Genomic DNA, 25190 nt, shown 5'->3' on the forward strand with positions numbered 1-25190 from the left:
CCTACCAAAGCGGCCAAGCGCGACCGACAATCTGCTCGCGCTTAACGGCATTCCAATAGCGGGAGTCGAAACTCGTTGCAGCCTCGCCGGAAAACCAATATTCGTTTTCTTGCAGCGTCAATGAACGGCTAAATTCTGTTTCAGCCCCACCAAGACGCTGGGCTAATGCCATGCCGGTAGAGACTTGAGCACCATTCACCAGCACATGCTCAGGAGTCACATTGACTTCATCCCCAGGCATCCCTGTTAGGCGTTTCAGCATACGAGTACCGTCGTTATATAAAGGAGCGAGTCCTTTTGAGTGGAAGGCATACAAACCATCCTTAACGGGCTCTTTATTCCATAGGTCAATCAGATACACCGTGGTATCAGGCAGGCAGCGCTCTTGCTGGGTATCAATACCTATTCGGTAGCGCATCATGGCGTAGGTGCCTACCAAAGCCATGATTAACGCAAGAACGGTCAACCGAATGAGATATGGCCGCCAAGGCATTCTTTTACGGAGTATCTGCATGAGACACCTCCTTTGAGCCTACTGGCACAAATACAGAATCATCAGCACCCACCACCGCTTGGGCATCCAGCACGATAAAACCGGCTGCTTTTAGCTTTTCAATTTGCTGATTGGTCTGAAGCAACCTGGATTCGATGTCTTGTTCGCTGGCATTGGGGCCCAGTGACAACACTGCCTCCCCAAAATCGACTACTGCAATGGGCGTACTTAACGCCAACTGGCTGTGGATGGGTTCGAGTGTTTTCATTAAGAGCCAACTGGTCATTAAACCGCTACCAGCAATAGACAAAGTAATAGAGGCCATAAATGGCCAACGCGTGGACTTATTCATAGCCTCGCTCCTTCAACAACTGAGAGATGGCATCAGCAACAGAAAGGCCTTTGCGCGTTAACTGCTTAATCGCATTTACATCTTCTGCACGGGACGAGTACAACAGCTTGTGAAACGGATCGACGATGAGGCGGCCAATCCCGGTGCCCATTTCGGTAATAAAGAAAATTTCGGAATAGACACCCGTGACGGTATGAACCGTTTTCAGGTATTCATAACCGCCTTCACCGAGTGGCAAGCGGCCTTCTTTTTTGAGCGCGTTGATGGTTTCAGCTTTTTGGCCAAGCAGGTACATATTGGCCGAGTTTTCAGCGATGGCTTTACCTGTAGGGCTGTCATACAAATCGTTGACCGACTGCGTTACCGTTACAGCACTGCCGCCATATTTTCGAAATCGACGGTAACCGGTTTCGATGAACTTACCGACATCACCTTGAGTCAGCAGATCCCAGGCTTCGTCGATGAACACAATCTTGCGACGATCCCGCTCACCTAAATACATCTCTTGTTGGATTTGGTAGATAAGCTGAAGCAACACCACTTGTTGCAGGTGCTTGCGCCCCTTGAGCTCTTCTAACTCCAGAACGGTGAAACGGTTTTTGAAGCGAATATTGTTGTGGCCATTAAAGAAGCGGCCATATTCGCCTTGTGTCGTAAACGGATAGAGCTGCTCACCCACGTCTTGCACACGACGGTCTTCATGATTTTTTAAGGCCTCTGCCACATCATCAACCAACATGGCACGACCTTTTTTCTCCCACAGTTCACGGGTCTGACGCTTTAGGTTGGCCATCTGAAAATCAGTTAATGACTGCGTAGGCGCGGCCATTGCGGCCAATAATCCAACCAGTACATCCGCTTCTTCGTCATAGTCCTCAACGATTTCAAACGGATTTAAGCAAATGCCACTGTCCCGCCCGAACTGTAAGAACTCACCGTCATAGACTTCACACAGCTTTTCATAGGAGCGGCCAACATCAATCACCCAGCATTGCCCGCCTTCTGATAAGTAGGAGGAGATTATTTCGTTCACCAGGAATGACTTGCCCGACCCCGATTGCGCCGCGATGCAACAGTTGTAATTACTGCCCGAGTCATAAAGGGATACACTCATGATCTGGCCATTACGGGAAACAAAGTTAATCACTGGCGTGCCCGTGCCTTTCCAATCCGCAAACAAAGGCAACAGTGGGATCACATGCCGTGTCGCCATGGTCTTGAATCGAAACAAGTCGTTCATCGCCTGGCGGTCAGCACCAAATGGCAAGGCATTCAGGAAAATGGGCAAACAAAAGTACTTGTCTTCCATCAACTCAAATCCGAGCTCTTTGAAATAAGTTCGAGCATTTGAAACAGAGCTGATCGACGTTTCTTCTGTTGGTGAAAACAGCGTTAAGGTCATATTTGCCCGAATAGGACGATCACCTTCTTGCAAGGCTTCAAAAAGAACATCAAATCCCTTTTTCTTGGCTGCCAGCACCGGCACAAACTTGAGCATCGGGCCATAGGCCTGATTGACCGCCCATTGACGCTTCGTCTCTAGACGAGATCGCATCGCCTCGGCTGAAGGAAAGTGAATGGTGACATTTAGCAAAAAGCTGCCGCGTAAGCCGCGACTGCCCGTCATCATATCGCCCGCAAAACTTGCAGCATGACCAAACCAGATCCGCTCAGGCAAGCGCTTAAACGATAAGGTTTTAACTCGGTAATCACCCAGCATCAGACCTTGGCTATCCACCTTGATAGCTCGGTCATAATCCAACACTTGCTCTCTAAGTGGTTTATCTGCCTCACTGCGGATTGGTGATGGATTACGCCAGGAAGCATCTTTTCCCCAGTTAAGCTGAGCACTCAATGCCGCGAGCCAATTTCTGTCAGTCATCTCAGTGACACGAAAACCAACCGTTGCCAGCGCCTGCGAGAAAGAAGCCCGAAGCGCAGATGCTCGACTCAACTCACGCTCCGTCGGTATAGGACTTTCCAAAGGCAATTTGCAGGTGACGATCAGTTGAAAGTTGCGTACCTGAGTCTGGGTCGATTCTTCTATCGGTTGAACCGTGCCCCCATCGAGGAAGTCCGCACGTTTGCGTATCGACGCCCTAAGCAATGGATCGGATTGACGATGCCGTAAGCCCATCATGCGTTGAAGGTCGGTTTGAATATCAGGGGATGCGTATAGGCCAAATTGCAGCAAGGTGTCTTTTGGCCAGTCGTTGTTGAGTAGAACATTAACCCTGTCTGCAACAGACTCATCACCACCCGGCAATGGGTCACATAGAAAACCAAAGCCAACACTCTGGTCTTCCATGAAAAACAGTTGCTCATCGTCTGAATAGGCTAATACTGGCAACAGCTCAGAAGCGCGTTGCCCTGAATACAGAGAGGCTTTCATTAACGCCCCTCCAACCAAGCAGAAAGGTCATAAGGACGGCCTCGGCTGATGCGACCATCATTGGCGACAATGAAAGGCACACCTTGAATGCCAAGGATTTGAGCCGTCACCAAGGTACGCTGCATTGGTTCTAAGTTGCAGGCATCATCCTGTTCTAGGTTACCAATCCGGCCATTGAGCAATGCATCGGTGGCCGCTTTCTTGTCACGCGCACAGCCAAGCTGGCGAACCTGACGCTCTGAATCAGGACCAAGCACTGGCACAGGGAGAATTTGGAAGGTGTATTCTTTGGTTAACGGTAGGGCTTGTTTCAAAAGCTCATGGCAATGCGGGCACCGGGGGTCAACAAAGACCACCACTTTCTTTTTGCCTTCACCCAGCGTCAGAGGATTCAAATCATCCATTTTTAAGCCAAGACGACTTAAGTCCAGCGTGTTCCCCGCTTCACGAATTTCTTCAAGGCTGGTAAGCGGCTTTTTGGACCAGGCATCATAGAGCGTGCCATCAATGACGAACCGGCCACTGTCTGACATGAAAACAATACGGCCATTGCTTTCGACCGCTTTCATACCCGTGACAGGTAAAGAAACCATGCCGTCAATTTTGCCAACGGGCGACACTTCAGACACAGGTTCAGCTTGAACCAATGGAGACAGCGCAAGCGCCAGAATAATTGGAGATACTTTTCGCATGAGGAGTCCTCGTTAATGTAAATCGAGGCTCCAGTCTATGCAGTTGTCCTATGTGGACTCGGTTAGATAGATTGAAGAATTGGATGCCTTGCTAGGGTGCTTAACTATTTGGAAATAACTGTTAGAATTAGGAGGAATAAACAGTGTACAGCTTATAACGAGCAGAAATGAAAAAGGCCGCCTTTCAGCAGCCTCTTCAAATTCTTCTAGATTTCGCCAAAAAACCTATGATTTTAAAGCAATTTCTAGTCAGATTCTGCCCTAGAGCCATATCACGAGCCGATGCTCGGAGGGGGTGTATCTAGGACTTACAGACGCAGTATAGGATTGGAGATAAAGATTTGCAAGTAGATCAAGCGTTCATCAACGCACTAGAGGTAACGCTTTCGAAGTCCCGATTGGACACCTACCGCACATACTTCAGCTGTAAAAATGATGCTGAAGCTCTTGGAACGTATCTTTGGAATAAGTCCTTATCAACAGCATTTTACCCCCTTCTTCAGGCGACTGAAATTACTTTACGAAATTCAATTCATTCAGCTGCTTCCGGCCATTTCAGTGGTAACAAAGAATGGTTTTTAATGAAGAAATTTCCCTCTGCAAAAAAAGAGGCTGAGAAGCAATACCTGAAAAAAGATCGTAAAACACCAATTACTCCCAGACCATCTTCAGATACCGTTGTAGCATCTTTGAGCTTTGGCTTTTGGGTTAATTTACTTACGCAGAATTACGATGACCCAGTAAAAAATACCAAACTTTGGCCGACATTGATTCCAAAAGTGTTCCCAAATGCAAAAAGCACGAACGCAACAAGGACCTCATTACATCATCGATTTAAATTTATAAAAGACTTTAGAAACAGGGTTGGCCACTATGAACCCATCTGGAAAATACGTGAGACTGTTGACGGTGGTGGAAATATTATTCGCTTAGGTCCTACGACCCCGGAAGAAAGCATCATTCGCTTAAACGAATACGTTGATCTGATTGCAGAGAGTTTAATGTGGATGAGCTTTGAACGGTATGATTTTATTGTTGGTATGGGCATCATAGATCACATAAGACAACTATGTTCTCTTGAGGCATTGAGCCATTTTCAGGGAACAAATCCAACCAAACTAAAAGTCAACAAGTTGAAACATGAACTTTCAAAACGTCATAAAGAAAATGGTTCCGTCTCTGGGCTTTATGAACTAACAACATCACTTAAAGGCGTACATAAAGGGAGGAGCATTGTGCTTGAAGTTAAACAGATTTACCCACCAAGAATGATCAAATAAGCTAATCCTGATAAAAAAATAAGGTCCACAAAGCAGTGACTTTGTAGACCCAAACCTTTTAAAGGCATATTTTGAGTTTATCAGGTGCCTGAATCGCTCCTAGTTTCCTAGACACTGCTTTGTTTCAAAAAATAGTTCTTTTCATACTCCATTGGTGACAAGTCATTATTATTTCCATGACGTCGAGTTGGATTATAAAACAGCTCAATATAATTAAATATATCTGCTTTACCTTCCTCTTTGTTCTTATAAATTCTACGACGAATACGTTCTCTTTTTAACAGTGCAAAAAAGCTTTCTGCACACGCATTATCATGGCAGTTTCCTCTACGACTCATGCTTGGGACTAAATTATTAGCTTTAAGCATACTTTGCCAATCATAGCTCGTGTATTGACACCCTTGGTCTGAGTGAACAATAACCTCACCCTTTGGCTTGCGTCGCCAACAAGCCATTGTAATAGCATTAAGTACCAAATCTGTATTAATACGGCCATCCATAGACCAGCCAATTACTTGTCTTGAAAATAGATCAATGATCACAGCAAGAAAAAGCCAGCCTTCTCGTGTACGAATGTACGTAATATCAGTTACCCAAACGGTATTTGGCTTTTCAACGTCAAACTCTCGGTTAAGTAGGTTAGGTGCAATCGTTGATCGTTCTCCACCGCCATAGTTATTTTTCCTCTTATAGCCTCGTTGAGCTTGAAGCCCCTCCGTTCGCATCAGTCGATATACGCGGTTCTTGCCACACTGTTCACCTGTTGATCGTAAATCTTTATAGACCTTGCGATAGCCATAAACACAGCCACTTTCTAGCCAATATTGCTTTATGAAACCCAGTAAATAATCATCTTCTTTGGCGCGTTTGCTAACGGGGTTTGAAAGCCAAGCATAAAAGCCACTGGGGTGGACTTCTAATGCGCGACAGAGCGTACGCACAGGGTATTTCTGTCGGCGAGCTTTTATTAACGTGTATTTTTCTTCGACTCGGCGGCAAAGAACACGGCGGCTTCCTTTAGGATGTCGCGCTCTTCTGTTACACGCTTAAGTTCTGCTTTAAGTCTGCGTAACTCATCAGAATTGGATTGTTTTTCTTGGTAGGAGTGAGCGTTTTCGCCATAGCGATCACGCCAGTGATAAAGGCTTTTAGTTGTTATCCCTAAACGCTTAGCAACATCAGCAATTGAATAACCACCTTCAGTTACCTGCTTAACCGCTGCCATCTTAAATTCTTCGTTATATCGTTCGCCGGCCATGTTGGGCTCCTCTTTAAGTACATTATATAGTTAAAGAGTGTCTAAGATAGAGGGGGCGATTCAGCCCAGTAAAACAGCGCTGATTGCTGGAACAGTTGTGCCAATAATTTCTTGAGAGCTGGCAACAACAGGTAAGGTTGCAGACATAACACTTTTATCGCCTACAAGCGATGGCAGAAGCGCCGTTGCTAGCCAACCGGTTTAGCTGAGCCCGTTTTTTCACACCCTGGGTGTTAAAATTCATCACTGTGTAAACTAACCAAGTCCTTTTAATCCCCCCCCCCTAGAAACCAAGTCAACAAATTTGACACTTTTTGATGTCACTCTTGTAAACTTGTGCCCTACTAAAGTTAAGTCTACACTCATGACATGTTTAAGTGTCATCCTTGATAACTAGAGGCGTATTGTGAAAAAGGCTGAGGCAATTAAAAAGCTCTTAGAATATGACAAGCGTGGTCGCTGTGTTTTTACTAATTCAGATCTGGCCAAAATCTTTCATCAAGATAATGAACGAGCATTGCGTGCAGGAATTAAACGTTTGCAAGACGATGGCTTGCTAACTCGAATGATTAATGGTGTGTACTTATTCAATTTAGCGCAGTCGAAAGGCAGCGACACGTTGGAGCAAATTGCTAAAACTATTCGACGTGGGGAATATAACTACATTAGCTTGGAGTCTGCTCTTTCTGATTATGGTGTTATTTCGCAAATTCCAGTAGATAGGTTAACTGTTATGACAACGGGACGTTCCGGTGAATTCAAAACACCTTTGGGTACAATTGAATTTACGCATACAAAGCGAAATCCGATAGACATTTTAGAAAATACCAGTTTAGTTGGCAGACCACTTAGGTTAGCAACGAAACAAACTGCATACAGAGACCTAAAACGAGTTGGCAGAAATACCCATCTAGTTAACGACGATGCAATGCATAGTAGTTGAACAACTGCAATTGGGGCGCTCTGCCAAGCAAATTTCATCCAGCCAACTACAACCGCTTTTCCCTATCACAGACCCCAAAAGATAATGTGTATCTGTTGACTACACGCTAAAACCGTTTAAACTGTGTATTAAGTAGATATACAGAGGATGGTGTCATGGCTACAAAGACAGCCCCAATCAACATGCGAGTACTGCCATCGGTAAGAGACATCATCGATGCCGCAGCAAGTTTAAAAAAAGTTGATAGAACCGTGTTCATTCAGCAAGCAGCGCTCAATGAAGCGCATAGTATACTGGCAGAACAGCGGGATTTTGTTCTTGAAGCAAAGGCTTTTGAAGCGTTTGATAACGAACTTCGTGCAGAGCCACAGACTCTTGAAGGTATGAAAGATCTGTTTAAAAGGAAAGCGCCTTGGGAATAAGTGCACCAACACTACTCGCTGATGAGCACCAGATTAACGCCTTTCAATGTGGCATCGAAGAACTCGATACTTGGTTAAGAAAGCAGGCGTTAAAAAGTCAAAAACGGGGAACCGCGAGAGTATATGTGGTCAATGACACTGACACCCATCAAGTGGTCGGGTACTATGCCATTGCCATGGGATCAGTTTCCAGAGAGCAAGCTTTCAGTTCATTAAGAAGAAATAGTCCAGATCCCATTCCCATGGTGATTCTAGCCAGGCTTGGAGTAGATAACGCCTATCAAGGTCAAGGCATTGCGGCAGGTCTTTTAAAAGATTGTATCGTTCGCTCAGTACAAGCAATGAACGCTGTCGGTGGAGCAGGAATCTTAGTCCATGCTATTGATGGTAGTGCGCAAACGTTCTACAAGAAATTTGGCTTCAAAGAATCGACGTTTGATCCTTTAGTACTCATGGCAAGGATCTGCGATATCGAAAAATCATTGTCGATAGACTGAGATGACGGCTCCCCTATCACACGAGAAGCCGTCAATATTATCAGGTGCCCAGTAAAACGGCGCTGATTGCTGGAACTGTTGTGCCAATAACTTCTTGAGTGCTAGCAACAACAGGTAAGGTTGCAGACATAACACTTTCAACGACGGTTGGCGTATTGTAGAGACCCATACCGCCACCAATGCCCAAGGCAAAAGCCATCAAGCTTTGGCGAGCGATACCGCCCACAATACCCACCAGAACCATGGCTCCCGCTACGATCCGTCCCAAAGTACCTTGGGTCCAATCTTTTAGGGTATCCCACACATCAGTGAAAGCATCACCACCGGTGCCCGCAAATGAGGGCTCCGAAATCATTAACGCCATTAAACCAAGCGCACCAATGGTCATTAGGCGCTGAGTTTGAATGGTGCGAACTGCATTTGTCATTCGTTAGTTTCTCCGTAGATACTCAAGTTATCGCGCTTACCATCAGCTCCCGCTGAGGCTGAATCGCTTTGAGTCTGAAGTGGACGTAGCACTGGCGAAACCGTTCGAGGTGCTGACACCCCAATATCCCACCGGCGCGGTTCAATTTCGGTAAACACGTAGCTGGATAAATTCAGATCCCCACGGTCATCCTCCCAAGGCGCAATCCAAATTCGCATCACCCTTGAAGGAATGCGAATAGGTGCAGATTGCTGCGTCTCGGGTAATGCTGGATGGCTCAGCAGTCCTGTCTCTAAATCAGATTGTGAATACCCAGAGGGAGAACCAATTCGAGTCGCCACTGCATCAATCGTCTTGGGTGCAGCGCCATTACTGGTAAGCTCATAGACTTCACGAGCGGATAAACAGCGCACACCGTCAGGCATACCTGGGCATCCATATTCACTACTCCCAAGACCCAATGAACTACAGCCAGACAATAAGGTTGAGCCGACTGCCAATAAAAGTAATCCAGCTTTAGACCACTGTTTTGACTGGTGCTTTAGGTTGTTCTGCATTGATGTCGTCATGGTTAACTCTCCTCTGGATACACATCTTATTGTCTGAAACGGACTTCGATCGGTTAGCAACATGCAGGATTTTTTCATCTTCTTGTACCTCCCCCTTGCGAAGTGGCCAACGATAACGAGGCCCCACGAGTGACTATGACTTCAATTCTCCTTGCAGCGTCTACCTCTATGACTGGGAACATATTTTCAGCCATGTCCAAATAGAACTTGGCTACTCGATCCAATGCTTTGCCAGTGCCTTTAATCGCAGCGCCTTGTAATGCTTCTTGGCTCATGACTTGCTGGTACAACTGAGTATCACCGGCATTACCCGTCTGAATCGTCGGAACAGGATTTACATCAAATGCGCCAGCCAAGCCCTGAAGGAACCCGGCCATCATTGATTTGGCCACCAGTTGGCCTTGTTTCGAGACTAATCGGCCACGAATACCGGCTTTGCCGTCTTCACCCACAGCATAAGAATCCAGTCGCGTTTCAATGACGCCACCATCTTCTCTCACACATGAAATGGTCTCGCCTCGCAAATAGGCACGCTCAGAGCTCAAATCACCGTAACCTGCGGCGATCAAGAAACACTCTTTGATATCCGCTCTAAATCGGTTGGGTAAAATGGCTTCCTTTTGAATCCTCAGCAATGCAGGAAAAGGTTCACGTCTTGCAGACTCGTGAGTAGGTGCGTCCAAACCTGTGATCAAAGTACCTGAGATGATGCTGCCTGCCGGTAAATACAAAGGCGGCGCTTCTTGCACAACAACTTCTGGTTCGACAACCACTTCAGGCTCAATCATACGAATCGTGATTGGCGGCAATGGAACATCCCGAGCTCGTGCACCTTGGCCATTGGCTGGATGTTGATAGAGCGGATCTGGCAGCGGCGCATTGGCAAAATAGTCGTCTGGGTTAGACGGCAGTGGCTTTTCTTCTTTAGGCAATTCCATGGCAGATAAAGGCACTTCAAACAGGCTATTTGTGCCTTCAGCTACTGAATCACCTCCAGCGCGAACATCATTAAGTTCCGCTCGAAGGCGAGCCAACTCCGCATTGACCTCACTTGGTATTGAAGGCGAACCTAGGCTTAGCCGTCCTGAATCGACGTCACGACGCAAGCGCTCAACTTCACGACGTAACTGTTCATTGCGCTCACTGAGTAGTTTTACGTTCGCAGCCAAACTATCGACCCCGACATCACGAGTATTGGTATCCGTAAGAATGTGCCGGATCGTTTCCTGTCGGTTCCGACTGCTTGAGCCATCGTCAGGATTAGGTGAAAACACCATCACCATCAGGATGAGGCCACCAGCAATACCAGCAACCGATAGGCCCCGCTTCATGTTCGGGCTCATTTGTTCCCATTGTGCTTTCATCGTTATTCACCTCCCACAAGAAGCGAAGGTCGCTGACTTTCCACCGCTTCTTCACGATGATTGCGAACAACCACATACAACTCAGTCTTTTCACCCGGCAACAAGATATTGCGAGGCCAGTAGGCGCTTGCCACTATATCTGGTGCATGACAGGCTATCTCACTGGCTTCTATCGGTTCATCGGCAAAGCTTTCAACCAGTCCTACATAGACGGTGAAGTAATGTCCCGTCACAATTTGCCCCTGCTTAAAACCAAACTTTAAGCCAGGCTGAAAACATTTCGGGCTTGTGTCAGTTTGGCCAGCTAAACGGATGTCATAGCCTTGTGGTAACTCATTTAGTGCAAGGCGTCTGAGTAAATCACGTAGGTTATCGACGTATGGCTGAGCTGTTTCCCAAGTGGCGGCTTTTCGGTTCACGACGCCCTTAATAGGCCACTGCTGACCATCAATAGCTAAGGTGATTTCACGCGGTGGAATACGACGAGGTACTAAGGTGACTGATAATGAGGGCGCTTCCTGACCAGGCGGAGTGATGTAAAGTGAAACCGGTGATTCTTTGTCCGTGGCCACATATACAACATTCCCCTTGATTTGCGTCTGAGCATCACTGGTTGTTCTCACCTGAGGCGATTCAAACGGCGTCACGATCCGATTCAGATGCCCAAGAGCTACAGGGATCAGTTCATTAACCCCCGGTGTCATCAGTAACGTTGTTGGCACATCCTTTGAAACCGTATTGGTTTGAACCGGTGGATTTGCTGTAGCAGACTGCTTCATCACACTGGCTGGCACAATCGGCAATTCCACGTCTGCATACGACGCTTGAGATAACAGGACGCCACTCAAGCTGATTGCGATTAAGCTTGGTGTCATCCATCGACTAATTTTGGTTCGCATCATTCACCCTCCGGTTTTGCTCTTGGGTCAACTTTTCACGAACTCGCTTCGTTCTAGCTTGCCCCTCGTACGTATCCATCCAACTGAGCTTTGGACGGTATTGCTCAATATCGATGTCAAACTCATAAGTGCGAGTTTGGCGCTGTTCATCTCCAGATGGTCCAGAGACCAAGGAATAACCGGTCACAAAGACATGGCCGGTTTCATACTCATACTCCACTTGTCTGGGTTGGAATTTGAGCGTGACTCGGTCTTCACGGATCTGTCTTGCCTGAATCTCCAGTGCATCGACCACTTGCTGGTACACCGCTGGAGAAAGTAGCGGCTCAATAGCAACCCGGATAAAAGACACATTACCCGGCGTCACGTTGCCCATAAGCTCAGCCAGATAGAGCCCCCAGGATTCCAAGTAAGGCTGAGTAGCCTGGTTTCGTGACACTTCAGCCGTTTCAGACAAGGTTGGTGGTTGAATGGCTACCACGGTATTGCGAGAAAATGCCGCAACCGCAAGCAGCAAGTTAGATAGCACCAGCACTGCAATCAGAAACCGTTGCCATCGGTTCTCTAATTGCGTGCCTTGCCATGATTTTAAAAACACGTCGAACTTCACGGCAGATAGCTCCTGATAAATGGGTTTGGGATCGTCTTGGCCTTGGTTGGCAACAGTCCGGCCCAGTAGATGGCGTGAAGAATAAAACCATCCGGGCGACCATCACGAAAACGCCGATAGAGCTTGGTTGTCACCAACCCCAACAGGCATAAAACCAAGGCATTACCGGTAAAAATGCCGATCACTAGCCCCAACAGAATGGGAGCCATCTCATCGGCACTCCAAAGCAGGAAGTGCGGCGGGTCATCGATATAGGACGGAATACTCACAGGTTCCATAGTCACTCCTCGTTGTTTGAATTGAGAAGTGAAGAATGCCTTGGGATTGACAGGTTCAGTGGTCAGCTAGATGCCGAATTCTTGAAGGTTTTGAGGTGGCTTAGTGATTCTGTACTTACAATCAGATTGATATCGCAACCTTAAGGGTTACAATTAGTTCACGGTAATTGGCACGTTACATTCAGATTCAATGAATGAGATGCGGAAATTGTTAACTACGAGGATTATCACTAATGACTATGCATAACCCTGCTCACCCTGGTGAGATATTAAAAGAGATGGTCATCGAGCCGTTGGAGTTGACGATTACCGATGTTGCAGAACACTTAAATGTAAGCCGTAAAACCCTATCCAATGTATTGAACGGACGAGGTGCAATAACTCCTGAAATGGCCGTGCGCTTGGAGCTGGCTTTTGCTAAGCCCTCTGCTGACCACTGGTTACGCCTGCAAAGCGCTTATGACTTGTCAGTACTCAGAAATCAAAAGGCAACGTTACACGTCAAACCTTATGAACTTGCTTTTGGATAAAGTTGATGGCTTTAAAAACATTGAAAGAAAAAGCACTTAAAAATCCTAGTGTTGTACGGGAATATCATAAACTAAGTCGCGAATTTGCTCTCATCGAACGGAAACTTACACGCAAAATCGCTCGAACACGCAAACCTTAAGCTAGCTGAAAACTGTCGCTAGTTCTATTGGCGTATTCTCTCAATGTTCGTGTTTTTAACTCAAGTGCGCGAGCTTATAACGTGTGCTCCTCCCTCCGGCTTCACTTTTTACCAAGCAACCAATCTCGACCAACGCCGCTAAATGACGAGAAGCGGTTGGCTTACTCACTTTCGCCACTTTATGATATTGCGACGTATTAATGCCTTGGTCAAAATCCCCATCAAGCATTCGATTGAGCACTTTTACTTGCTCCGAGGACAGTCGCGTTTGATCGACATTTCGCCAGAAGTTTGTTTTAAAAACCGTTTGGTCGATTTCTTCGAGCACATTGGTGAAGGTTTCACCTAAGGTGTTTAAAAACCACATAAGCCACGCGGTAATATCCAGTTCACCTTTCTGGGATTGCTCTAATATTTCGTAGTAGCTATTACGGTTGGCTAAAATTGCCACTGACATTGCATAGAAACGGACAGACTGGCGCTCAGCCTGGGCCAGCGCCAAATCAGTGAGTAAGCGGGTGATCCTGCCATTGCCGTCATCTAAAGGATGGAGCGTCACAAACCAAAGATGTGTTATCGCCGCTCTAAGCAATGGATCTAAAGCTGGGTCCTCACGAGAGTCATTAAACCAGCGAATAAACACGTCTAGTTCGGACTCAAGCATATCTCGGCTCGGCGCTTCAAAATGCACCGTGGGTTTATCAATCCTACCCGATACAACCTGCATAGGCTCATCCCCACGTAACTGCCCTCCTATCACAGGATTAAACATGGTGTAACCTTCAGGAAACAGTCGTCTATGCCATTGCAATATTCTCTCAAGTGAGAGCGGCGAGTCTAAATTCTCCACCGCATCTAACATTATTTCTGCAAGGCCATCAGTGCGTTCAGTGGTTGGAAATGGTTTTTCTTCAGAAAGACCGAGCTTATTAGCCAAGGACGAGCGAACAGAAAAAGCGTTGAGCTTCTCACCTTCAATGGCACTCGAATGAATAATGTTCGCCAATAGCGTGTCTAACATACTTTGCTTTTGGTCTTTAGGTTGGCTCGACATCTTGCCCAACAACATTCCTTGGTGAAAGCGAATGTCGCGTAACTTGGGTTCAATGACTTTTTCATCCCAGATAAAGCTTGGCCAGTCAGCTTGTTGCCAGATCCACATCTTGTCGCCTTTTGATTTAAATAACAGCACATTCAAATCATACCATGATTCGAATAAAACCCACAATCACATCTAATAATGATATGAATAACGCGAATATTCATATCATCTTTCGATGTTATCATCCTGTCTTAGTAGACATTAACCTACCTAGGCCTCATATCTTCTTCTGCAAGTGGCTTAACGCCAACCCCGCCATCAACGCCAAGCCGATGATCATCGACGGTAGTACCACCGGTGGAATAGCCAGCGGGACGAACAATCCCATAAACAGCAAGATGACGCCTGAACCCAGAATTATCATGCTATAGCGGTGAATGATAGGGCTCGAAAAATCAAAGGTTGTTTTCTTAATCTTCCAGGTCATCAAGCCGTCCCACAGTGCTGGTAACATGAGAATAAGCGCAAAGGGCAACCAGACCATCAGCAAAGCAAATCGAGTGAACACCTGGTACAACACATCAAAAAATGCCTGAATACGGTCTTCTACCCAGACGAACCAAAAGCCTCCCATGTTCTCCATCCCTTTAGAACGAAGTCGCTGCTCTTCAGTGGGGATCAGAAAATCACGCACAGATTGTTCCATCTGCGTATCAACAACCCATGACTGATACCAGCGATGGCTAGTTTGACCAATCCAATAGCTTGTTTGTGCGCCCAATTGATTTTGGATCATCTGCTTCTCTTTACTGATGACCCGGCCAGTCCAATCACCGGGCACTAACACGCCAATGGCAATAATCTCTAGCATCAGTGCCAGACACAGTAGCCAAACCGACTTATGCTTGCTCATGCCAAACATCCTCTTCTACTCGGGCCAGCATGGCTGAAACGGTTGGCGTCATAATCCGGGCTTTAAGCACTTGTTGAAGCCGCTTTGTCGTCGTATGACCACTTTCATAACGCACTGCGATGCGTCCTTCAGCCAGATACGCCATTCGATTTGGACGATTACGCATCCAGGTGTGGAAATACACACCATCCACGGCGGCCCACTCGAAATGGTCAGGATCACGCAGGCGAATCCCTGTTAAAGCACTGGCAGCAGTCCAGGTCAGTGTCTCAATGAAATGCCACAGTCGTACACTGTCATCATCACAACTCACTTCTTCATAACTGCCCAAGCCATTACACAGACACAAATCAAAGATGGAGTGACCATCTAAGGTGAACGCATCCGTTAAATAGTCTGCCAAGCAATACACTGAGGCCAACGCATGAGGCCAGTCGGCTTCAAGTAGTCTTAAGGTTTCCTTGAACTGGGGGTTATGTTGCTGCCACTGAGCGAGCATTTCTTTACTGGTAAGTGTTGTCATTTTCAGACAGACAGAATGATGCATACAGACTCCTTATGCTGCCTGTGTAGAGCTGGTTAAAATAGGAATGCGACCTTTAATCACGCGGCCACCTGAAAGCTTGGCGATGTACTCCAGGTTGGGAAGCTGGCCTAATAACTGCGGTGGAAACATATCGCCTTCTTCCTCCATCAAGCGTTCGCCATGATTGCCGGTAAACAACGCGGGGCTGTCCGAGTTGGACGACATACCTTGAGTTTGCATGATGTACTGCAACCGAGTCTTAGGCAGGTTGTCAGTAATATACTGCTGCGTTTCGGCGTCCATCACCCGAAGGGCTATCAAGTTGTTAATGTTACCTAACACCTGACGAGCCTTAGCTTCACTGCCTGTACGAGCGGCAAAGTCAGCAAAGGTCTGAGTAGCGATCACACAACGCATTTTTGCGCCACGGCCTTTGTTGAGCAGTTGAATGAAAGGATCGTTAACGACTTCAGCCGCTTCATCGATGAAGATATTTACGGGACGATTATCAACACCATAGTTATAGCGGTCACCGGCCACGGCGGTGAGATCCGATAAAAGCAACGAACCGATGGCGCTGCCAACCATGGCGTCGGTCAATGAATCCAAGCCGATATACGCCACTTGGGCATTGTTGATAATACGGCCAGAATCCGTTATTAACCGGCTGTCATCCACGTCGTTTGCAATCGGTGATAGCAATGGACCTAGTTCACTTGATGTGAGCATATTGAGCACCGGCATCAGTGAGGCCACCATCTTAGAATAGTGGGTTCTATCATGCTCAAACATGCTCAATAGCCCCTCTAAATCGGTATTGGCGGCAACAGGCTGAATGCGTTCGTAGTAGAAAAGCAGCATCGCCATGGCTTGTTTAGCTAAGGTGTTGGCCTTTTCGGTAAAGCGCTTAATCTCCACACTAAAGTTCGGATACACCTGATCCCCCCAGGCTGTGACGGCTTTTACTACCAAACCTTCTGGGCCACCTTCCAAGAATCGTCTCAGTGTTTTCAGATCAGGACGCTGTGACGTAAGCAACAAACCTTGCACGATGTTGTTCAGTGCCATTTGGCCAAAAGCTTTAAATGGATCAGCACCGGTTTCGGATGGGATTAGTGCCGCAATTCGGCTGGCAATTTCAGTGCCCCGGTTAAAGTTTCTCAGGGGATTAAGACGTACTGAATGCTCTGGAAAACCCGGATGAAAATACAGAAAGCGCTCAGGACTACCGGCGGCAATACAAGCTCGCTGCGCATTATCCTTAAGTTCCTTGTCTCCCTTAGGGTCAATAATAATCACGGCTTCATTACGCAAAATGGCCTGGGTGATCATCGCATCAAAGCATCGGGTTTTTCCGGCACCGGTCGTACCGACAATTAAGGTGTGCCCCTCAGTGTGACCAACTGGCTGGTACACATCTTCTTCTTTGGGCTCAACACCATGAATCCAGGTCGAGCCCATTTGCTTGCCGTGACCCTGGTTAAGCAAGGTTTGCTTATCACGCTTTAGGATTTCATAAGCGCGTTGGGCATGGCGTTGGTCCCACTCAAAGCCATAACCTAACCACAATTCATCAGGATGTTTTGCCATCACTTTTTGCAAATGCGACAGCGCCATAAAAGCCAATGGTTTGCCTTTTAGCCCCTTCTGCAACTTATAAAGACGATAAGCCTCAGGCAGGCGGTACAACGCCATGCCCGAGGAAATCCCTGTCATCCACCAAAATGACTCAGGTGGTAGCTCAGTCAGCATTTCTGCGGCAATAGCCCCAGTGGCCCCAACCAGCCAACCTGCTGCTGCCATGGCCTCATAGTTCGTGCGCCAGGGCATTTCGTATGCGTTTTCTTTCATTCATGCTCCGCAAATAACCGTTTGCAATCCGCTTAATTTCAAATGGATTAAGGTTTAGCGTGAGCGGTAAACAGAACCGTTTCCCCCTCATCAAACTGGCATTCGTCACTGGCCGAGATCCCCCGAAGCAGCTGTCCGGCTGGAATGCCATGCTCATTGGCGACTTGGCGTAAGGTTTGAATCGTGACGCGAATACCATCGGCACTATGATCCACGTCTGGGTAATCGCCATCGGTCAGTAAGATGGGCAAATCTTTCACAAAATTAACCATCTGTTGGCGCTGCGCGTGTTTAGGGTCTGTACATGAGTTCGTATTGGGCGCTATCGGCTTTTGCTTACGCTCCGCTCTTGTGGCGGGCTCCTTTGCTTGGCCATTGGTTGTCTCAGTTCGACTCGGCCGCTGTGAAGCCTCATCGTTCTGAATTGCTGACACTGTTTCTGCATCTTGATTGGAGAGATCTATCAGTGCAGTTAGCCCTTTAGAAATCGATACTTTCAGAAGCAACCCTTGCTCCTGAACGCCACCTTTCGTAGTCACAGTTCTGGCCTTACGTGTCGGGTTTGCTGGATCTAGTTCAAGCCAGTCTAATCGACTGAGTTCAGCAAGCAGTTTTCGGGGAGCACACCAATGTCTTACGGCATCGGGATAGCGGATCAGGACTTGCTCACCAACCACAACCAACGCACTGCTGGCCTCTGGAAGCCACGCCAAAGATTCAGGTAGATTCAATGCTGCTACGTTTTGCTGGTTTACGTTATCTGTGATAGCAGCATCGTATGAATGGTGAGGCTTTTCACATCCACCACCCGGAACGTTTTCATTTTTCTGAAGGTGATTAACATCACTAGCATGACAAAGTTCATCATCTTGTTCGGACGGTTTTGTCGATGGCGACTTTGCCAAACTGCTATGTTCGATAGATGATGACGCTTCAGGCAAGCCTGGCTGCTCACTGGAATGGCTCTGAGGTTCTGCTTGTGTTTGCTGTGTTGCTTCCCACTCTGATTTGTTAAACAGTGTCACACCACTTGGTACATTCGAGCTGAACAATAAATCGGCCTCAGATATATGCAGCATGGGTAACCAGATTGGCTTGTCGTCTTTGATCAGCACTTCAGGGGCTAGGCTTTCATATCGCTCATTTGAGGAGGATTTAATGGCCAATCCTCGCTCAATGAGGATGTCCGCAAGGGTATCGGGATCTCTTGGGATGCCTGGTATCTTGTCTTTGGCCAACAGCTCAATGATGTCCTTAGCCGCGCTTTTCCAGACCAGGTAAAGATTGGTTGATTGATTCGATTTTCGTAACCAGACTCTGGCGTCTCGCTGATTGACCAGCCACTGGGAACTGGCAAGTAATCGCCTCATGGCATCAAGTAGATAGCGTTCGACTGGGACACCAAGGGCATTGTCGTCAACGGAAATTCGTTGAGCTTTCAGGTCTCGCTGGACACTGGTTTGGTCAGCTTCAATAACCAATTTAGACAGGACATGCTCGGGATCGGTATTGCCAATTGCCTCCAGCATGGCTTGCAAAATTTCAGGGCCTGGCTGGGTTAACCAGGTGAGCAACTCAGGTGTCATCACCCGGTTTAACACCAGAATTGAAAATTGCTCGTGCCGCTTGCACCGTCCGTCGCGCCAGCGAATGAAATAGCGTTCAATGCTGTTATTTGTGGTCCACTGGGATAAGGTTTCTAAAAAAGGGTTCCACTGATAGCGTCCATCTTCGTCCGTGATGGACAAGTCTGAAACGGGTTTACCAATATCGTGGAACAAACCGCCAAGAGCAGCCGCAACACGCCACCTTGGCTCTAGCTCTTTTTTCTCAACCGGTGTGCCACTGGCAACAAAGATGATCCCTTCAGCTGCTTGTGCCGCCCAGAAAGCAACTTCCAACGAATGACGTAATAGACCACCTGCACCACTGTGATGATGATGCTCAGAAGCTGGCAACAAATGAACATAAGCAGCCAGATGATCAATGCAGGGCTGAATCAGCCTTTGAAACTCACGCTGATTAAAGCCAAGTACCTGGCGCAGTTTGGCAATTAGTTCGTCTTGTGTGGACTGCAAATCTTCAGGTGATGCAGCTGGCAACCCTTTTAGAAATGGCGGATAGCGTGGAATGTCTGCATCCAGTTGAGATGACAGCTCTGTTAGTGCTTTGGTTTGAAAAAATAGGTTTTTAAACATAGTGAACCTCCGACACGATAGTGTGAAGGTTCAATCTGGCGTTGCCGGTTGATTAGACTCAAAAATCCGATATGTATTAACACATATGCCATAAATGCCCGAGGGAGCTTATTAAGCTAAGGCGTATTTCTACTTGGACTTTTAGTTTTTTTCCCAACTCTCCTTTTGGGTTTTTCAATCGGTGTAAAAGCTTCTTGTAGGTGATGGCGAAACCATCTGCGGCGCTCAACTTGACGAAACTCGTTCAAGACAAACCGATAGTCACACGAGCCAAGACGATCACCACAACCACATGGACAAGGTAATTTATTTGCCTCACGCTTGCGCAAACCTAACGCTTTCAGTGCCCGTAGAACCGATGCTTTACCATTAACATTGAACAACTGAGAATAATCATCAATCAGGCCTTTCTCACCATGGTCCAGTTCGCCATAGGGAAAGTTGCCAAATTCAACCCTATGGGACACCGAATAAAGAAACCTGACAACAATCTTTTCGAAAAAGGTTGTCAATGACGAGTCGGTTTTCAAAATTGACTTAATTTTCAGGTCTGAGCCAAGACAAAATGATCCATCAGAGTAAGTATGGAAGTCCTGATTACGAGGAAAGTAACCAGCGGTATCAAACACCACTGGTAAAGCCCTAGGATAATCACTTGGGCATACAATCCTTAGAGAAAATGTTCGCTCTATAAACCGACTTCCAGCTAGCTGTGCTTTTAACTGATACTCTCCCTGTAACTCAACCTTATCTGCATGGACGTCTACTAATCTAATGTTCGGATAGGCCGAGAGAAAAGCCTCTAGGCCTACAGCCTTCCAGTGCTTCATCTATTGCTTAAACCATGGCTTTGGATCAGATGATTGAATTGCGAAAGTTGGTTTTGCTGTCACCGCCGGAATACCCAAGAGACGTGCTACCGAACTTGAATCAAGCTTCAAATCCAAACCATTTTGCGCCGCATTTACTATTCGTTGCGTATCATCACTTGAGCAAAGAGCACTAAAATCAGCTCTAGCTTGATACAGCCATTTATAAAAGTTTTCTTGTAATCGGTATTGAGCAGATTTTTCGTCATACCACTTGTCTGCAAAATCTTCGGCTGGGTTGACTGGGTTCGGAATCATTGGCGCTTGTGCAGAAATATGGTCATCCATCTCGGAGAGCACCGTATTCAACGCTGAAGCCAAATCACTTTCACCTTTATATGATTTAGCAGCCATGTAGTGATGATTACCGATATTGGCTTACTATCCTCATTGTTTTTAAACATAGTGTCACGATGACGCTTCAATAATTGGATCACCTGCTGTAAGGGTGTCTTCCATTGATAATATGGCAGACTATCTATACTGGCTTTAAATCGCATTTCACGTTCGTTTATTACTAACCGTGCCGTCTTCATGCGCGTTTCAAACCATCGAGCATATCCTTCAGGATTGCTGATACGCCAGTTTTCATTCACAACTGCATAAGTGAAATCTGTGTTGTCGGTAATCGAAACTGCAAGCTGAGACACGTTTTGAGCCAAGTTTTCATCAAACTTAGAGTTTTCGACCATCCGCTTTTTCAACAGGCCTCTTCTTGTATCACTCTCTGGCACACACGGAACTATGTCCATGTGAAAGCTAAGCCCATCGGCATACTCTAAGCGCCAACAGCGTTTCTTCTCGGATAGCTCTTCCTTAATGCCTCTGGCGTTTCTATAAAGCTCTAATTCATGACCGACTAGGTGCTTTAGTTGCTTTTGAGTGATAGACGTTTTATCCAGGCCACGCCGAAGATTGCACCCCATGTCTAGGTCATACTGTTCTTCTGAATCGGGCCTAATCGCCGTACCTAGACGAAAGGAACCTTGAGAAAACACGTGGGGATCAAAATTCACGCATGTTGACTCTGGGCGATGTAACCAATCGCCTAGATCCTTATAGCGTTTTTCAGCCTTTTCATAAGCACTGTCAGGTAGCTCAATTTTTTCGAGAATTGTGTTTAGAACATCGTTACTTTTGCTATTACTCATATAGATCTCCTCGAAGCTCGATTGCCATTACAAATTGTTGTGTTTTTATGTCGTGGTCATAAATAAGCCATGGCATATCAGCCTTAGGCATTCTGGCCCGTCCTAATTCGACGGCACACGATACTGGCATCACAGGAAAAATTTGCAGTGGCGTCGCATCCCCGTGTGTATTTTTGATTTCAACAATCAGCTTTCTTATGCACTTTCTGAACAAGGAGAGCTGCTGCTTTGACTGCATGAAATCATTATGAGGCTGCTTTATAGTCACTTCCCAAATCGATGTATCTGGCCCTATAACCCGAGTAATTCGCTCATGCGACACATGGTCACTCAAAGAAAGTACCAGGGCTGGCTTTCCCTCCATATTTTGAGGTCTGTTGATGATGTACTCAAAATCATCTGAACAGTCTTGCCAAAACCAGCCTTTAGGCTCTCGATGCAGCTGATAAGTCTCGACGTCAATTTTGTCGGTGAGCAAAGCGCCAAGTTTTATTAACAATGGTTGAGGAGCTAACGCGAACAATGAAAAATGCTTACAAGAATCCTCTTCGATAATCGATGAAATTTTACTTTGAAAACGCTTCGTTAGGTGTTGCGACTCTGCTTGCCAATATTGTTCAGAGTGATCCTTCAGCTCTGATACCATGGATAGGGTCACTGGCTTTTCAGTTGCCGGATACCAATTCGGAAACATTGCCTCAACACAACCGTGATAATTAATCGGTGATCTTTCAGTTCCAATATTGGCACCATATAAAACAACATTTGATTTGCGATCAGGATCAATGCCTGTGAGTATTTCTATACGTTGCTCATGCTGCATTTTCCAACTAATCAAGAGATCGGCTGGATACCTATCCTCGCTGCCTTTCTGATCAATTTTTTTGTGACAGTCATAGCACATCAACATGAGGTTGCTGACGTCATTCAAGCTGGTTGGCTTAGTTTTAAAGAGTCCCCAACCACGAGGCCCATTCTCAGAAAATGCGTAAATATGAGCATTTTGAGAGACATTGACCGATTCCTGGGTCACCGCTGATTTGTATAGCAACTTATTACACCCGCTAAACTGACAACGCGCAGCGGCACGAGCCCAAAGTTCTCGCTCAACAGGGCGCTTAATGTGCCTCGTGACTTCAACGACCATTCAAAACTCCTATAGTTTGCCAATTAACGGAAGTGAGCGCGGTGTTGTCGCATCACAGAGCAAATGGCTTACATAAGCACATCCGGCTATTAGCCCCAGCCCGCGAAGACACTTATCAATTGCCTCTTCCGGTTGCCACTCATACAAATGTTTGAGACCAACACCTAGTGCAGTTAACACCAATAGACTGTGGCAAAACTGGCGATGGTGAGGGTTACCCAAAGAGGGTTCCAAAATATCTGGAAGCTTGCCAAATAGAGAGCCAACCGTAATGGCAGTTACAGGATGGTGACTGACAGCTTGTTTTTTGTTGTCCGCCAAGGCAACGGTTAAACCAACCGCAGCCCCGACGGCCAAATGGGTTTTACCATTAGCCAAACTATTTCTCCTTCCTGACACCTTTAAAAGGTGTTTTGTCGGATGTCTTTACATCCATGAATCGACCAGTATCAGCATCTCGCTTTACCCAATGTCCGCTTGGCGTCTGAGTCTGAGATCTACCTTTAACGGCACCGTTTCTGTGCCCGTCACCTGATGGGGGATTTGTAGCCATAAAGCCTCCTATTCTGCTTAACTTAATCACATTTATCAGATATTAATAAAAAAGATCCAAAGGATCTGATCAAATAATAAACTTCAATTCTGATTAACGCAAGCAGATTAACCAGAAAATCAAAAAAAACTACAAAATTGATCGGTAGACAAATTCCAGTCCACCTGACTCTGCCACTTCTTTTTGACCTAACACAAGACCTGTAGCATGAAGCTTCTTCAATCGACCACTGGCATTCTGTGCTGAAATGTCAAAGTGCTTAGATACATGTGACGAAGTCACTGTCTTTTTTGCAATAACAAAATCTAGAAGCTCTTTGACAGTCGCACTGAGTTTTACACCAAGTACTTCGTAACCGCTATCGCTCTTTACTAGAAGAGGTTGATCCTTGGCTGTAGCGCCATAAGACCAATTATCCAGAAGGTCACGACTCGGTACATTAGAAAGGTAAAAACCTTTTTCTCCTTTCAATGCTTTAGCCAACGAGATTACACTTTCACGAGGAAATGAAGCATCAGTGAATCGAATGCCTTCCAAGCTGATAGCAAAAATATCGCATGACGGGTGACCATCAACGATCTTTTTAATCTTCACATAGGCTTCACTACCTTCATCGTTACCAAAGGCATGGTCAGAATCTACGACTTCTGAAAGAAGAATTTTATGAGTTAACTGTTTCATCTGCTTAAGTTGACACTATTTATCAGAAATTGTCAACATAGAAGTCAAAACAGATATGGGTTCCTGTGATAGGGACCAACCCCCGATCTTCAGAAACATTGATGAGTTGTCCCTTCGAGTATTCCAAAGCCAATGAGAAAGTTAGCTGCCTAATAACAATGATAACTTTCTCTTTGCTAGCGTGCTCTCGACTACTCTTAAAGCCTAGCCCCCGGCCTTTACCAAAGCGACTAACCTCACCAGATGTAAATGCTTTTTGAACGAGCGCAATGTCATTCTCAACAGTTTCCGCTGAAAACTGTGCGTACAACTTCGGATGTTCACTTTGTAACGTTGTTCTCAAGGTAGCGGCAATACCTAAACCAGAGTCGGATATGACTGTTTGAATATGCTTTGGCTTATTATACGGTCGATACACTTGCAGACCTGCTAGTCCAGGTATTTTGGATTCACTGTGATCAGTAACGTTGCCTACAAGCTCTGAAAAAACAGTCTTAGCCGCTAAGAAATAGCTAGCTGAAGAATGCTCTACAAACCTGTCGCCCAAACGAATTACAAGCTCCTTGTTTTGGGTTGGCTGTGCAATTTCTCCTAGTTCGACCAAGGTATCGCTATTATCCCGATAAGTTTTAGCAGCTGACAAAACGGGCCTTTCAGGAAGACAAGTGACACTTTGATTAAGATAATCAAAGAAGCCATTTCTGCTGAAAAAACTGTGAGTATTAGGACATGCTGTAGTATCCATCACCACATCCTTCCCATTAGCAGTAAGCTGATTCGCCAGAGCAAGAAAACGGGCCAATGCTATCAGCAAAAACTTACAATCGATGCCGAATTTAAATGTTACCTTTGTGGCATCTTTTTGGTACGCAAGCTTACCGATAGCACTTTCAAAGGCTTTCTCATCAATCCAACCTGTACCGAAATCAATTTCCACATGCTGAGCCCGTATCAGGCACCATTCATGATTTGAGTTTTTCACAAACGTATCCTGGTTTTTGTGAAGAAACGAGTTCACTTGGGACTTATCCAGCCCCAGCTCCTTGGCAATTTGACGTCCTTTCAGGCTTGGTGACCCATCTAATAACTCTGAGACTGCCTTCAGCAAACCAT

Annotated in this window: 29 protein-coding genes; 5 read left to right on the forward strand and 24 right to left on the reverse strand. The window is 46.2% G+C overall.

What is annotated here, in order from left to right; genetic code table 11:
• Position 1: 1 nt before the first annotated feature.
• From IEZ33_RS10895 to IEZ33_RS10910, 4 genes are read right to left on the reverse strand one after another with little or no spacing between them, the layout of a single operon-like run.
• On the reverse strand, positions 2 to 514 hold the full coding sequence (locus IEZ33_RS10895; RefSeq protein WP_191600106.1) for a S26 family signal peptidase: 513 nt from the start codon (positions 512 to 514) through the stop codon (positions 2 to 4).
• Positions 498 to 845, reverse strand: coding sequence for a plasmid-related protein (locus IEZ33_RS10900; RefSeq protein WP_191600107.1), 348 nt, complete (start codon positions 843 to 845; stop codon positions 498 to 500). The genes IEZ33_RS10895 and IEZ33_RS10900 overlap by 17 nt, the downstream gene beginning before the upstream one ends.
• On the reverse strand, positions 838 to 3237 hold the full coding sequence (gene traC / locus IEZ33_RS10905) for a type IV secretion system protein TraC (protein ID WP_191600108.1): 2400 nt from the start codon (positions 3235 to 3237) through the stop codon (positions 838 to 840). Before traC ends, IEZ33_RS10900 begins: the two co-directional genes overlap by 8 nt.
• Positions 3237 to 3929, reverse strand: a complete 693-nt coding sequence (locus tag IEZ33_RS10910) for a DsbC family protein (protein ID WP_191600109.1) — start codon at positions 3927 to 3929, stop codon at positions 3237 to 3239. The genes traC and IEZ33_RS10910 overlap by 1 nt, the downstream gene beginning before the upstream one ends.
• 341 nt (positions 3930 to 4270) lie before the next feature.
• On the opposite strand from IEZ33_RS10910, the gene IEZ33_RS10915 reads away from it, so the two are divergent.
• Positions 4271 to 5209, forward strand: coding sequence for an Abi family protein (locus IEZ33_RS10915; RefSeq protein WP_191600110.1), 939 nt, complete (start codon positions 4271 to 4273; stop codon positions 5207 to 5209).
• A 107-nt stretch (positions 5210 to 5316) separates the two neighbouring features.
• On the opposite strand, the gene IEZ33_RS10920 is transcribed toward IEZ33_RS10915, so the two are convergent.
• Positions 5317 to 6467 (reverse strand): IS3 family transposase gene (locus IEZ33_RS10920; RefSeq protein ID WP_420844856.1). Its coding sequence is split into 2 segments (ribosomal slippage): positions 5317 to 6230 and positions 6230 to 6467, totalling 1152 coding nucleotides; the frame shifts between segments, so codons are not numbered across the junction.
• 406 nt (positions 6468 to 6873) lie between these two features.
• On the opposite strand from IEZ33_RS10920, the gene abiEi reads away from it, so the two are divergent.
• From abiEi to IEZ33_RS10935, 3 genes are all read left to right on the forward strand, one after another.
• The gene (gene abiEi, locus IEZ33_RS10925) at positions 6874 to 7410 is read left to right on the forward strand and encodes a type IV toxin-antitoxin system AbiEi family antitoxin (protein WP_191600112.1); all 537 of its coding nucleotides are present in this window, start codon (positions 6874 to 6876) and stop codon (positions 7408 to 7410) included.
• 155 nt (positions 7411 to 7565) lie between these two features.
• Entirely contained in the window at positions 7566 to 7832 is a 267-nt protein-coding gene (locus IEZ33_RS10930) for a type II toxin-antitoxin system TacA family antitoxin (RefSeq protein ID WP_000212004.1), read from the forward strand.
• Positions 7823 to 8329, forward strand: coding sequence for a GNAT family N-acetyltransferase (locus IEZ33_RS10935; protein WP_191600113.1), 507 nt, complete (start codon positions 7823 to 7825; stop codon positions 8327 to 8329). The genes IEZ33_RS10930 and IEZ33_RS10935 overlap by 10 nt, the downstream gene beginning before the upstream one ends.
• Before the next feature lie 40 nt (positions 8330 to 8369).
• Here IEZ33_RS10935 and traA read toward each other — a convergent pair whose 3' ends face one another.
• The 6 genes from traA to traL all read right to left on the reverse strand — a co-directional run bounded on the left by traA (position 8370) and on the right by traL (position 12476).
• Positions 8370 to 8756 (reverse strand): TraA family conjugative transfer protein, encoded by a 387-nt coding sequence (gene traA / locus IEZ33_RS10940; protein WP_000180225.1) that lies wholly within the window; start codon positions 8754 to 8756, stop codon positions 8370 to 8372.
• Entirely contained in the window at positions 8753 to 9325 is a 573-nt protein-coding gene (gene traV / locus IEZ33_RS10945; protein ID WP_191600114.1) for a type IV conjugative transfer system lipoprotein TraV, read from the reverse strand. The genes traA and traV overlap by 4 nt, the downstream gene beginning before the upstream one ends.
• A 74-nt stretch (positions 9326 to 9399) precedes the next feature.
• Positions 9400 to 10689, reverse strand: coding sequence for a TraB/VirB10 family protein (locus IEZ33_RS10950; RefSeq protein WP_191600115.1), 1290 nt, complete (start codon positions 10687 to 10689; stop codon positions 9400 to 9402).
• A 2-nt stretch (positions 10690 to 10691) separates the two neighbouring features.
• Positions 10692 to 11591 (reverse strand): hypothetical protein, encoded by a 900-nt coding sequence (locus IEZ33_RS10955; protein ID WP_420844858.1) that lies wholly within the window; start codon positions 11589 to 11591, stop codon positions 10692 to 10694.
• Positions 11572 to 12198, reverse strand: coding sequence for a TraE/TraK family type IV conjugative transfer system protein (locus IEZ33_RS10960; protein ID WP_000667170.1), 627 nt, complete (start codon positions 12196 to 12198; stop codon positions 11572 to 11574). The genes IEZ33_RS10955 and IEZ33_RS10960 overlap by 20 nt, the downstream gene beginning before the upstream one ends.
• The gene (gene traL / locus IEZ33_RS10965) at positions 12195 to 12476 is read right to left on the reverse strand and encodes a type IV conjugative transfer system protein TraL (RefSeq protein WP_000433891.1); all 282 of its coding nucleotides are present in this window, start codon (positions 12474 to 12476) and stop codon (positions 12195 to 12197) included. Before traL ends, IEZ33_RS10960 begins: the two co-directional genes overlap by 4 nt.
• Before the next feature lie 233 nt (positions 12477 to 12709).
• Between traL and IEZ33_RS10970 the strand changes: the two genes are divergently transcribed.
• Positions 12710 to 13006 (forward strand): HigA family addiction module antitoxin, encoded by a 297-nt coding sequence (locus tag IEZ33_RS10970; RefSeq protein ID WP_191600116.1) that lies wholly within the window; start codon positions 12710 to 12712, stop codon positions 13004 to 13006.
• A gap of 195 nt (positions 13007 to 13201) precedes the next feature.
• Here IEZ33_RS10970 and IEZ33_RS10975 read toward each other — a convergent pair whose 3' ends face one another.
• The 13 genes from IEZ33_RS10975 to IEZ33_RS11030 form a co-directional block, all read right to left on the reverse strand.
• Entirely contained in the window at positions 13202 to 14308 is a 1107-nt protein-coding gene (locus IEZ33_RS10975) for a Fic family protein (RefSeq protein ID WP_191600117.1), read from the reverse strand.
• 157 nt (positions 14309 to 14465) lie between these two features.
• A complete protein-coding gene (locus IEZ33_RS10980; protein WP_191600118.1) occupies positions 14466 to 15101 on the reverse strand; it encodes an IncC plasmid conjugative DNA transfer DtrJ family protein in 636 nt (211 codons plus the stop codon).
• Positions 15088 to 15648, reverse strand: coding sequence for a conjugative transfer protein (locus tag IEZ33_RS10985; RefSeq protein WP_191600119.1), 561 nt, complete (start codon positions 15646 to 15648; stop codon positions 15088 to 15090). Before IEZ33_RS10985 ends, IEZ33_RS10980 begins: the two co-directional genes overlap by 14 nt.
• A gap of 9 nt (positions 15649 to 15657) precedes the next feature.
• Positions 15658 to 17478, reverse strand: a complete 1821-nt coding sequence (traD, locus tag IEZ33_RS10990; protein ID WP_191600120.1) for a conjugative transfer system coupling protein TraD — start codon at positions 17476 to 17478, stop codon at positions 15658 to 15660.
• Positions 17479 to 17525: 47 nt separating this feature from the next.
• Positions 17526 to 19676 carry a MobH family relaxase gene (gene mobH / locus IEZ33_RS10995; RefSeq protein WP_191600121.1) on the reverse strand — a complete coding sequence of 717 codons (2151 nt, stop codon included), beginning with the start codon at positions 19674 to 19676 and terminating at the stop codon, positions 17526 to 17528.
• Between the two features lie 116 nt (positions 19677 to 19792).
• Positions 19793 to 20506: a hypothetical protein gene (locus IEZ33_RS11000; protein WP_191600122.1), complete on the reverse strand. Its 714-nt coding sequence runs from the start codon at positions 20504 to 20506 to the stop codon at positions 19793 to 19795.
• On the reverse strand, positions 20507 to 20866 hold the full coding sequence (locus IEZ33_RS20745) for a hypothetical protein (RefSeq protein ID WP_240009506.1): 360 nt from the start codon (positions 20864 to 20866) through the stop codon (positions 20507 to 20509).
• Positions 20851 to 21696: a nucleotidyltransferase domain-containing protein gene (locus IEZ33_RS11005; protein WP_240009507.1), complete on the reverse strand. Its 846-nt coding sequence runs from the start codon at positions 21694 to 21696 to the stop codon at positions 20851 to 20853. The genes IEZ33_RS20745 and IEZ33_RS11005 overlap by 16 nt, the downstream gene beginning before the upstream one ends.
• Entirely contained in the window at positions 21689 to 22843 is a 1155-nt protein-coding gene (locus tag IEZ33_RS11010; protein ID WP_138942767.1) for an SAVED domain-containing protein, read from the reverse strand. Before IEZ33_RS11010 ends, IEZ33_RS11005 begins: the two co-directional genes overlap by 8 nt.
• 9 nt (positions 22844 to 22852) lie before the next feature.
• Positions 22853 to 23221 (reverse strand): metal-dependent hydrolase, encoded by a 369-nt coding sequence (locus IEZ33_RS11015; RefSeq protein WP_129980165.1) that lies wholly within the window; start codon positions 23219 to 23221, stop codon positions 22853 to 22855.
• 1 nt (position 23222) lies between these two features.
• On the reverse strand, positions 23223 to 23396 hold the full coding sequence (locus tag IEZ33_RS11020; protein WP_000224748.1) for a hypothetical protein: 174 nt from the start codon (positions 23394 to 23396) through the stop codon (positions 23223 to 23225).
• 129 nt (positions 23397 to 23525) lie between these two features.
• A complete protein-coding gene (locus tag IEZ33_RS11025; RefSeq protein ID WP_191600123.1) occupies positions 23526 to 24077 on the reverse strand; it encodes a MarR family transcriptional regulator in 552 nt (183 codons plus the stop codon).
• 22 nt (positions 24078 to 24099) lie between these two features.
• Positions 24100 to 25185 (reverse strand): ATP-binding protein, encoded by a 1086-nt coding sequence (locus IEZ33_RS11030; RefSeq protein ID WP_191600124.1) that lies wholly within the window; start codon positions 25183 to 25185, stop codon positions 24100 to 24102.
• Positions 25186 to 25190 lie beyond the last annotated feature (5 nt).

This window comes from Marinomonas algicola, from assembly GCF_014805825.1.
In the GTDB taxonomy this organism is placed as follows: Bacteria; Pseudomonadota; Gammaproteobacteria; order Pseudomonadales; family Marinomonadaceae; genus Marinomonas; species Marinomonas algicola.

What these genes read in the sequence shown, in the direction of transcription:
- IEZ33_RS10895 (WP_191600106.1), bottom strand. Translation starts at nt 514, where the DNA reads ATGCAGATACTCCGTAAAAGAATGCCTTGGCGGCCATATCTCATTCGG.
- IEZ33_RS10900 (WP_191600107.1), bottom strand. Translation starts at nt 845, where the DNA reads ATGAATAAGTCCACGCGTTGGCCATTTATGGCCTCTATTACTTTGTCT.
- traC (WP_191600108.1), bottom strand. Translation starts at nt 3,237, where the DNA reads ATGAAAGCCTCTCTGTATTCAGGGCAACGCGCTTCTGAGCTGTTGCCA.
- IEZ33_RS10910 (WP_191600109.1), bottom strand. Translation starts at nt 3,929, where the DNA reads ATGCGAAAAGTATCTCCAATTATTCTGGCGCTTGCGCTGTCTCCATTG.
- IEZ33_RS10930 (WP_000212004.1), top strand. Translation starts at nt 7,566, where the DNA reads ATGGCTACAAAGACAGCCCCAATCAACATGCGAGTACTGCCATCGGTA.
- traA (WP_000180225.1), bottom strand. Translation starts at nt 8,756, where the DNA reads ATGACAAATGCAGTTCGCACCATTCAAACTCAGCGCCTAATGACCATT.
- traV (WP_191600114.1), bottom strand. Translation starts at nt 9,325, where the DNA reads ATGACGACATCAATGCAGAACAACCTAAAGCACCAGTCAAAACAGTGG.
- IEZ33_RS10950 (WP_191600115.1), bottom strand. Translation starts at nt 10,689, where the DNA reads ATGAAAGCACAATGGGAACAAATGAGCCCGAACATGAAGCGGGGCCTA.
- IEZ33_RS10955 (WP_420844858.1), bottom strand. Translation starts at nt 11,591, where the DNA reads ATGATGCGAACCAAAATTAGTCGATGGATGACACCAAGCTTAATCGCA.
- traL (WP_000433891.1), bottom strand. Translation starts at nt 12,476, where the DNA reads ATGGAACCTGTGAGTATTCCGTCCTATATCGATGACCCGCCGCACTTC.
- IEZ33_RS10970 (WP_191600116.1), top strand. Translation starts at nt 12,710, where the DNA reads ATGACTATGCATAACCCTGCTCACCCTGGTGAGATATTAAAAGAGATG.
- IEZ33_RS10975 (WP_191600117.1), bottom strand. Translation starts at nt 14,308, where the DNA reads ATGTGGATCTGGCAACAAGCTGACTGGCCAAGCTTTATCTGGGATGAA.
- IEZ33_RS10980 (WP_191600118.1), bottom strand. Translation starts at nt 15,101, where the DNA reads ATGAGCAAGCATAAGTCGGTTTGGCTACTGTGTCTGGCACTGATGCTA.
- IEZ33_RS10985 (WP_191600119.1), bottom strand. Translation starts at nt 15,648, where the DNA reads ATGCATCATTCTGTCTGTCTGAAAATGACAACACTTACCAGTAAAGAA.
- traD (WP_191600120.1), bottom strand. Translation starts at nt 17,478, where the DNA reads ATGAAAGAAAACGCATACGAAATGCCCTGGCGCACGAACTATGAGGCC.
- mobH (WP_191600121.1), bottom strand. Translation starts at nt 19,676, where the DNA reads ATGTTTAAAAACCTATTTTTTCAAACCAAAGCACTAACAGAGCTGTCA.
- IEZ33_RS11000 (WP_191600122.1), bottom strand. Translation starts at nt 20,506, where the DNA reads ATGAAGCACTGGAAGGCTGTAGGCCTAGAGGCTTTTCTCTCGGCCTAT.
- IEZ33_RS11005 (WP_240009507.1), bottom strand. Translation starts at nt 21,696, where the DNA reads ATGAGTAATAGCAAAAGTAACGATGTTCTAAACACAATTCTCGAAAAA.
- IEZ33_RS11010 (WP_138942767.1), bottom strand. Translation starts at nt 22,843, where the DNA reads ATGGTCGTTGAAGTCACGAGGCACATTAAGCGCCCTGTTGAGCGAGAA.
- IEZ33_RS11020 (WP_000224748.1), bottom strand. Translation starts at nt 23,396, where the DNA reads ATGGCTACAAATCCCCCATCAGGTGACGGGCACAGAAACGGTGCCGTT.
- IEZ33_RS11025 (WP_191600123.1), bottom strand. Translation starts at nt 24,077, where the DNA reads ATGAAACAGTTAACTCATAAAATTCTTCTTTCAGAAGTCGTAGATTCT.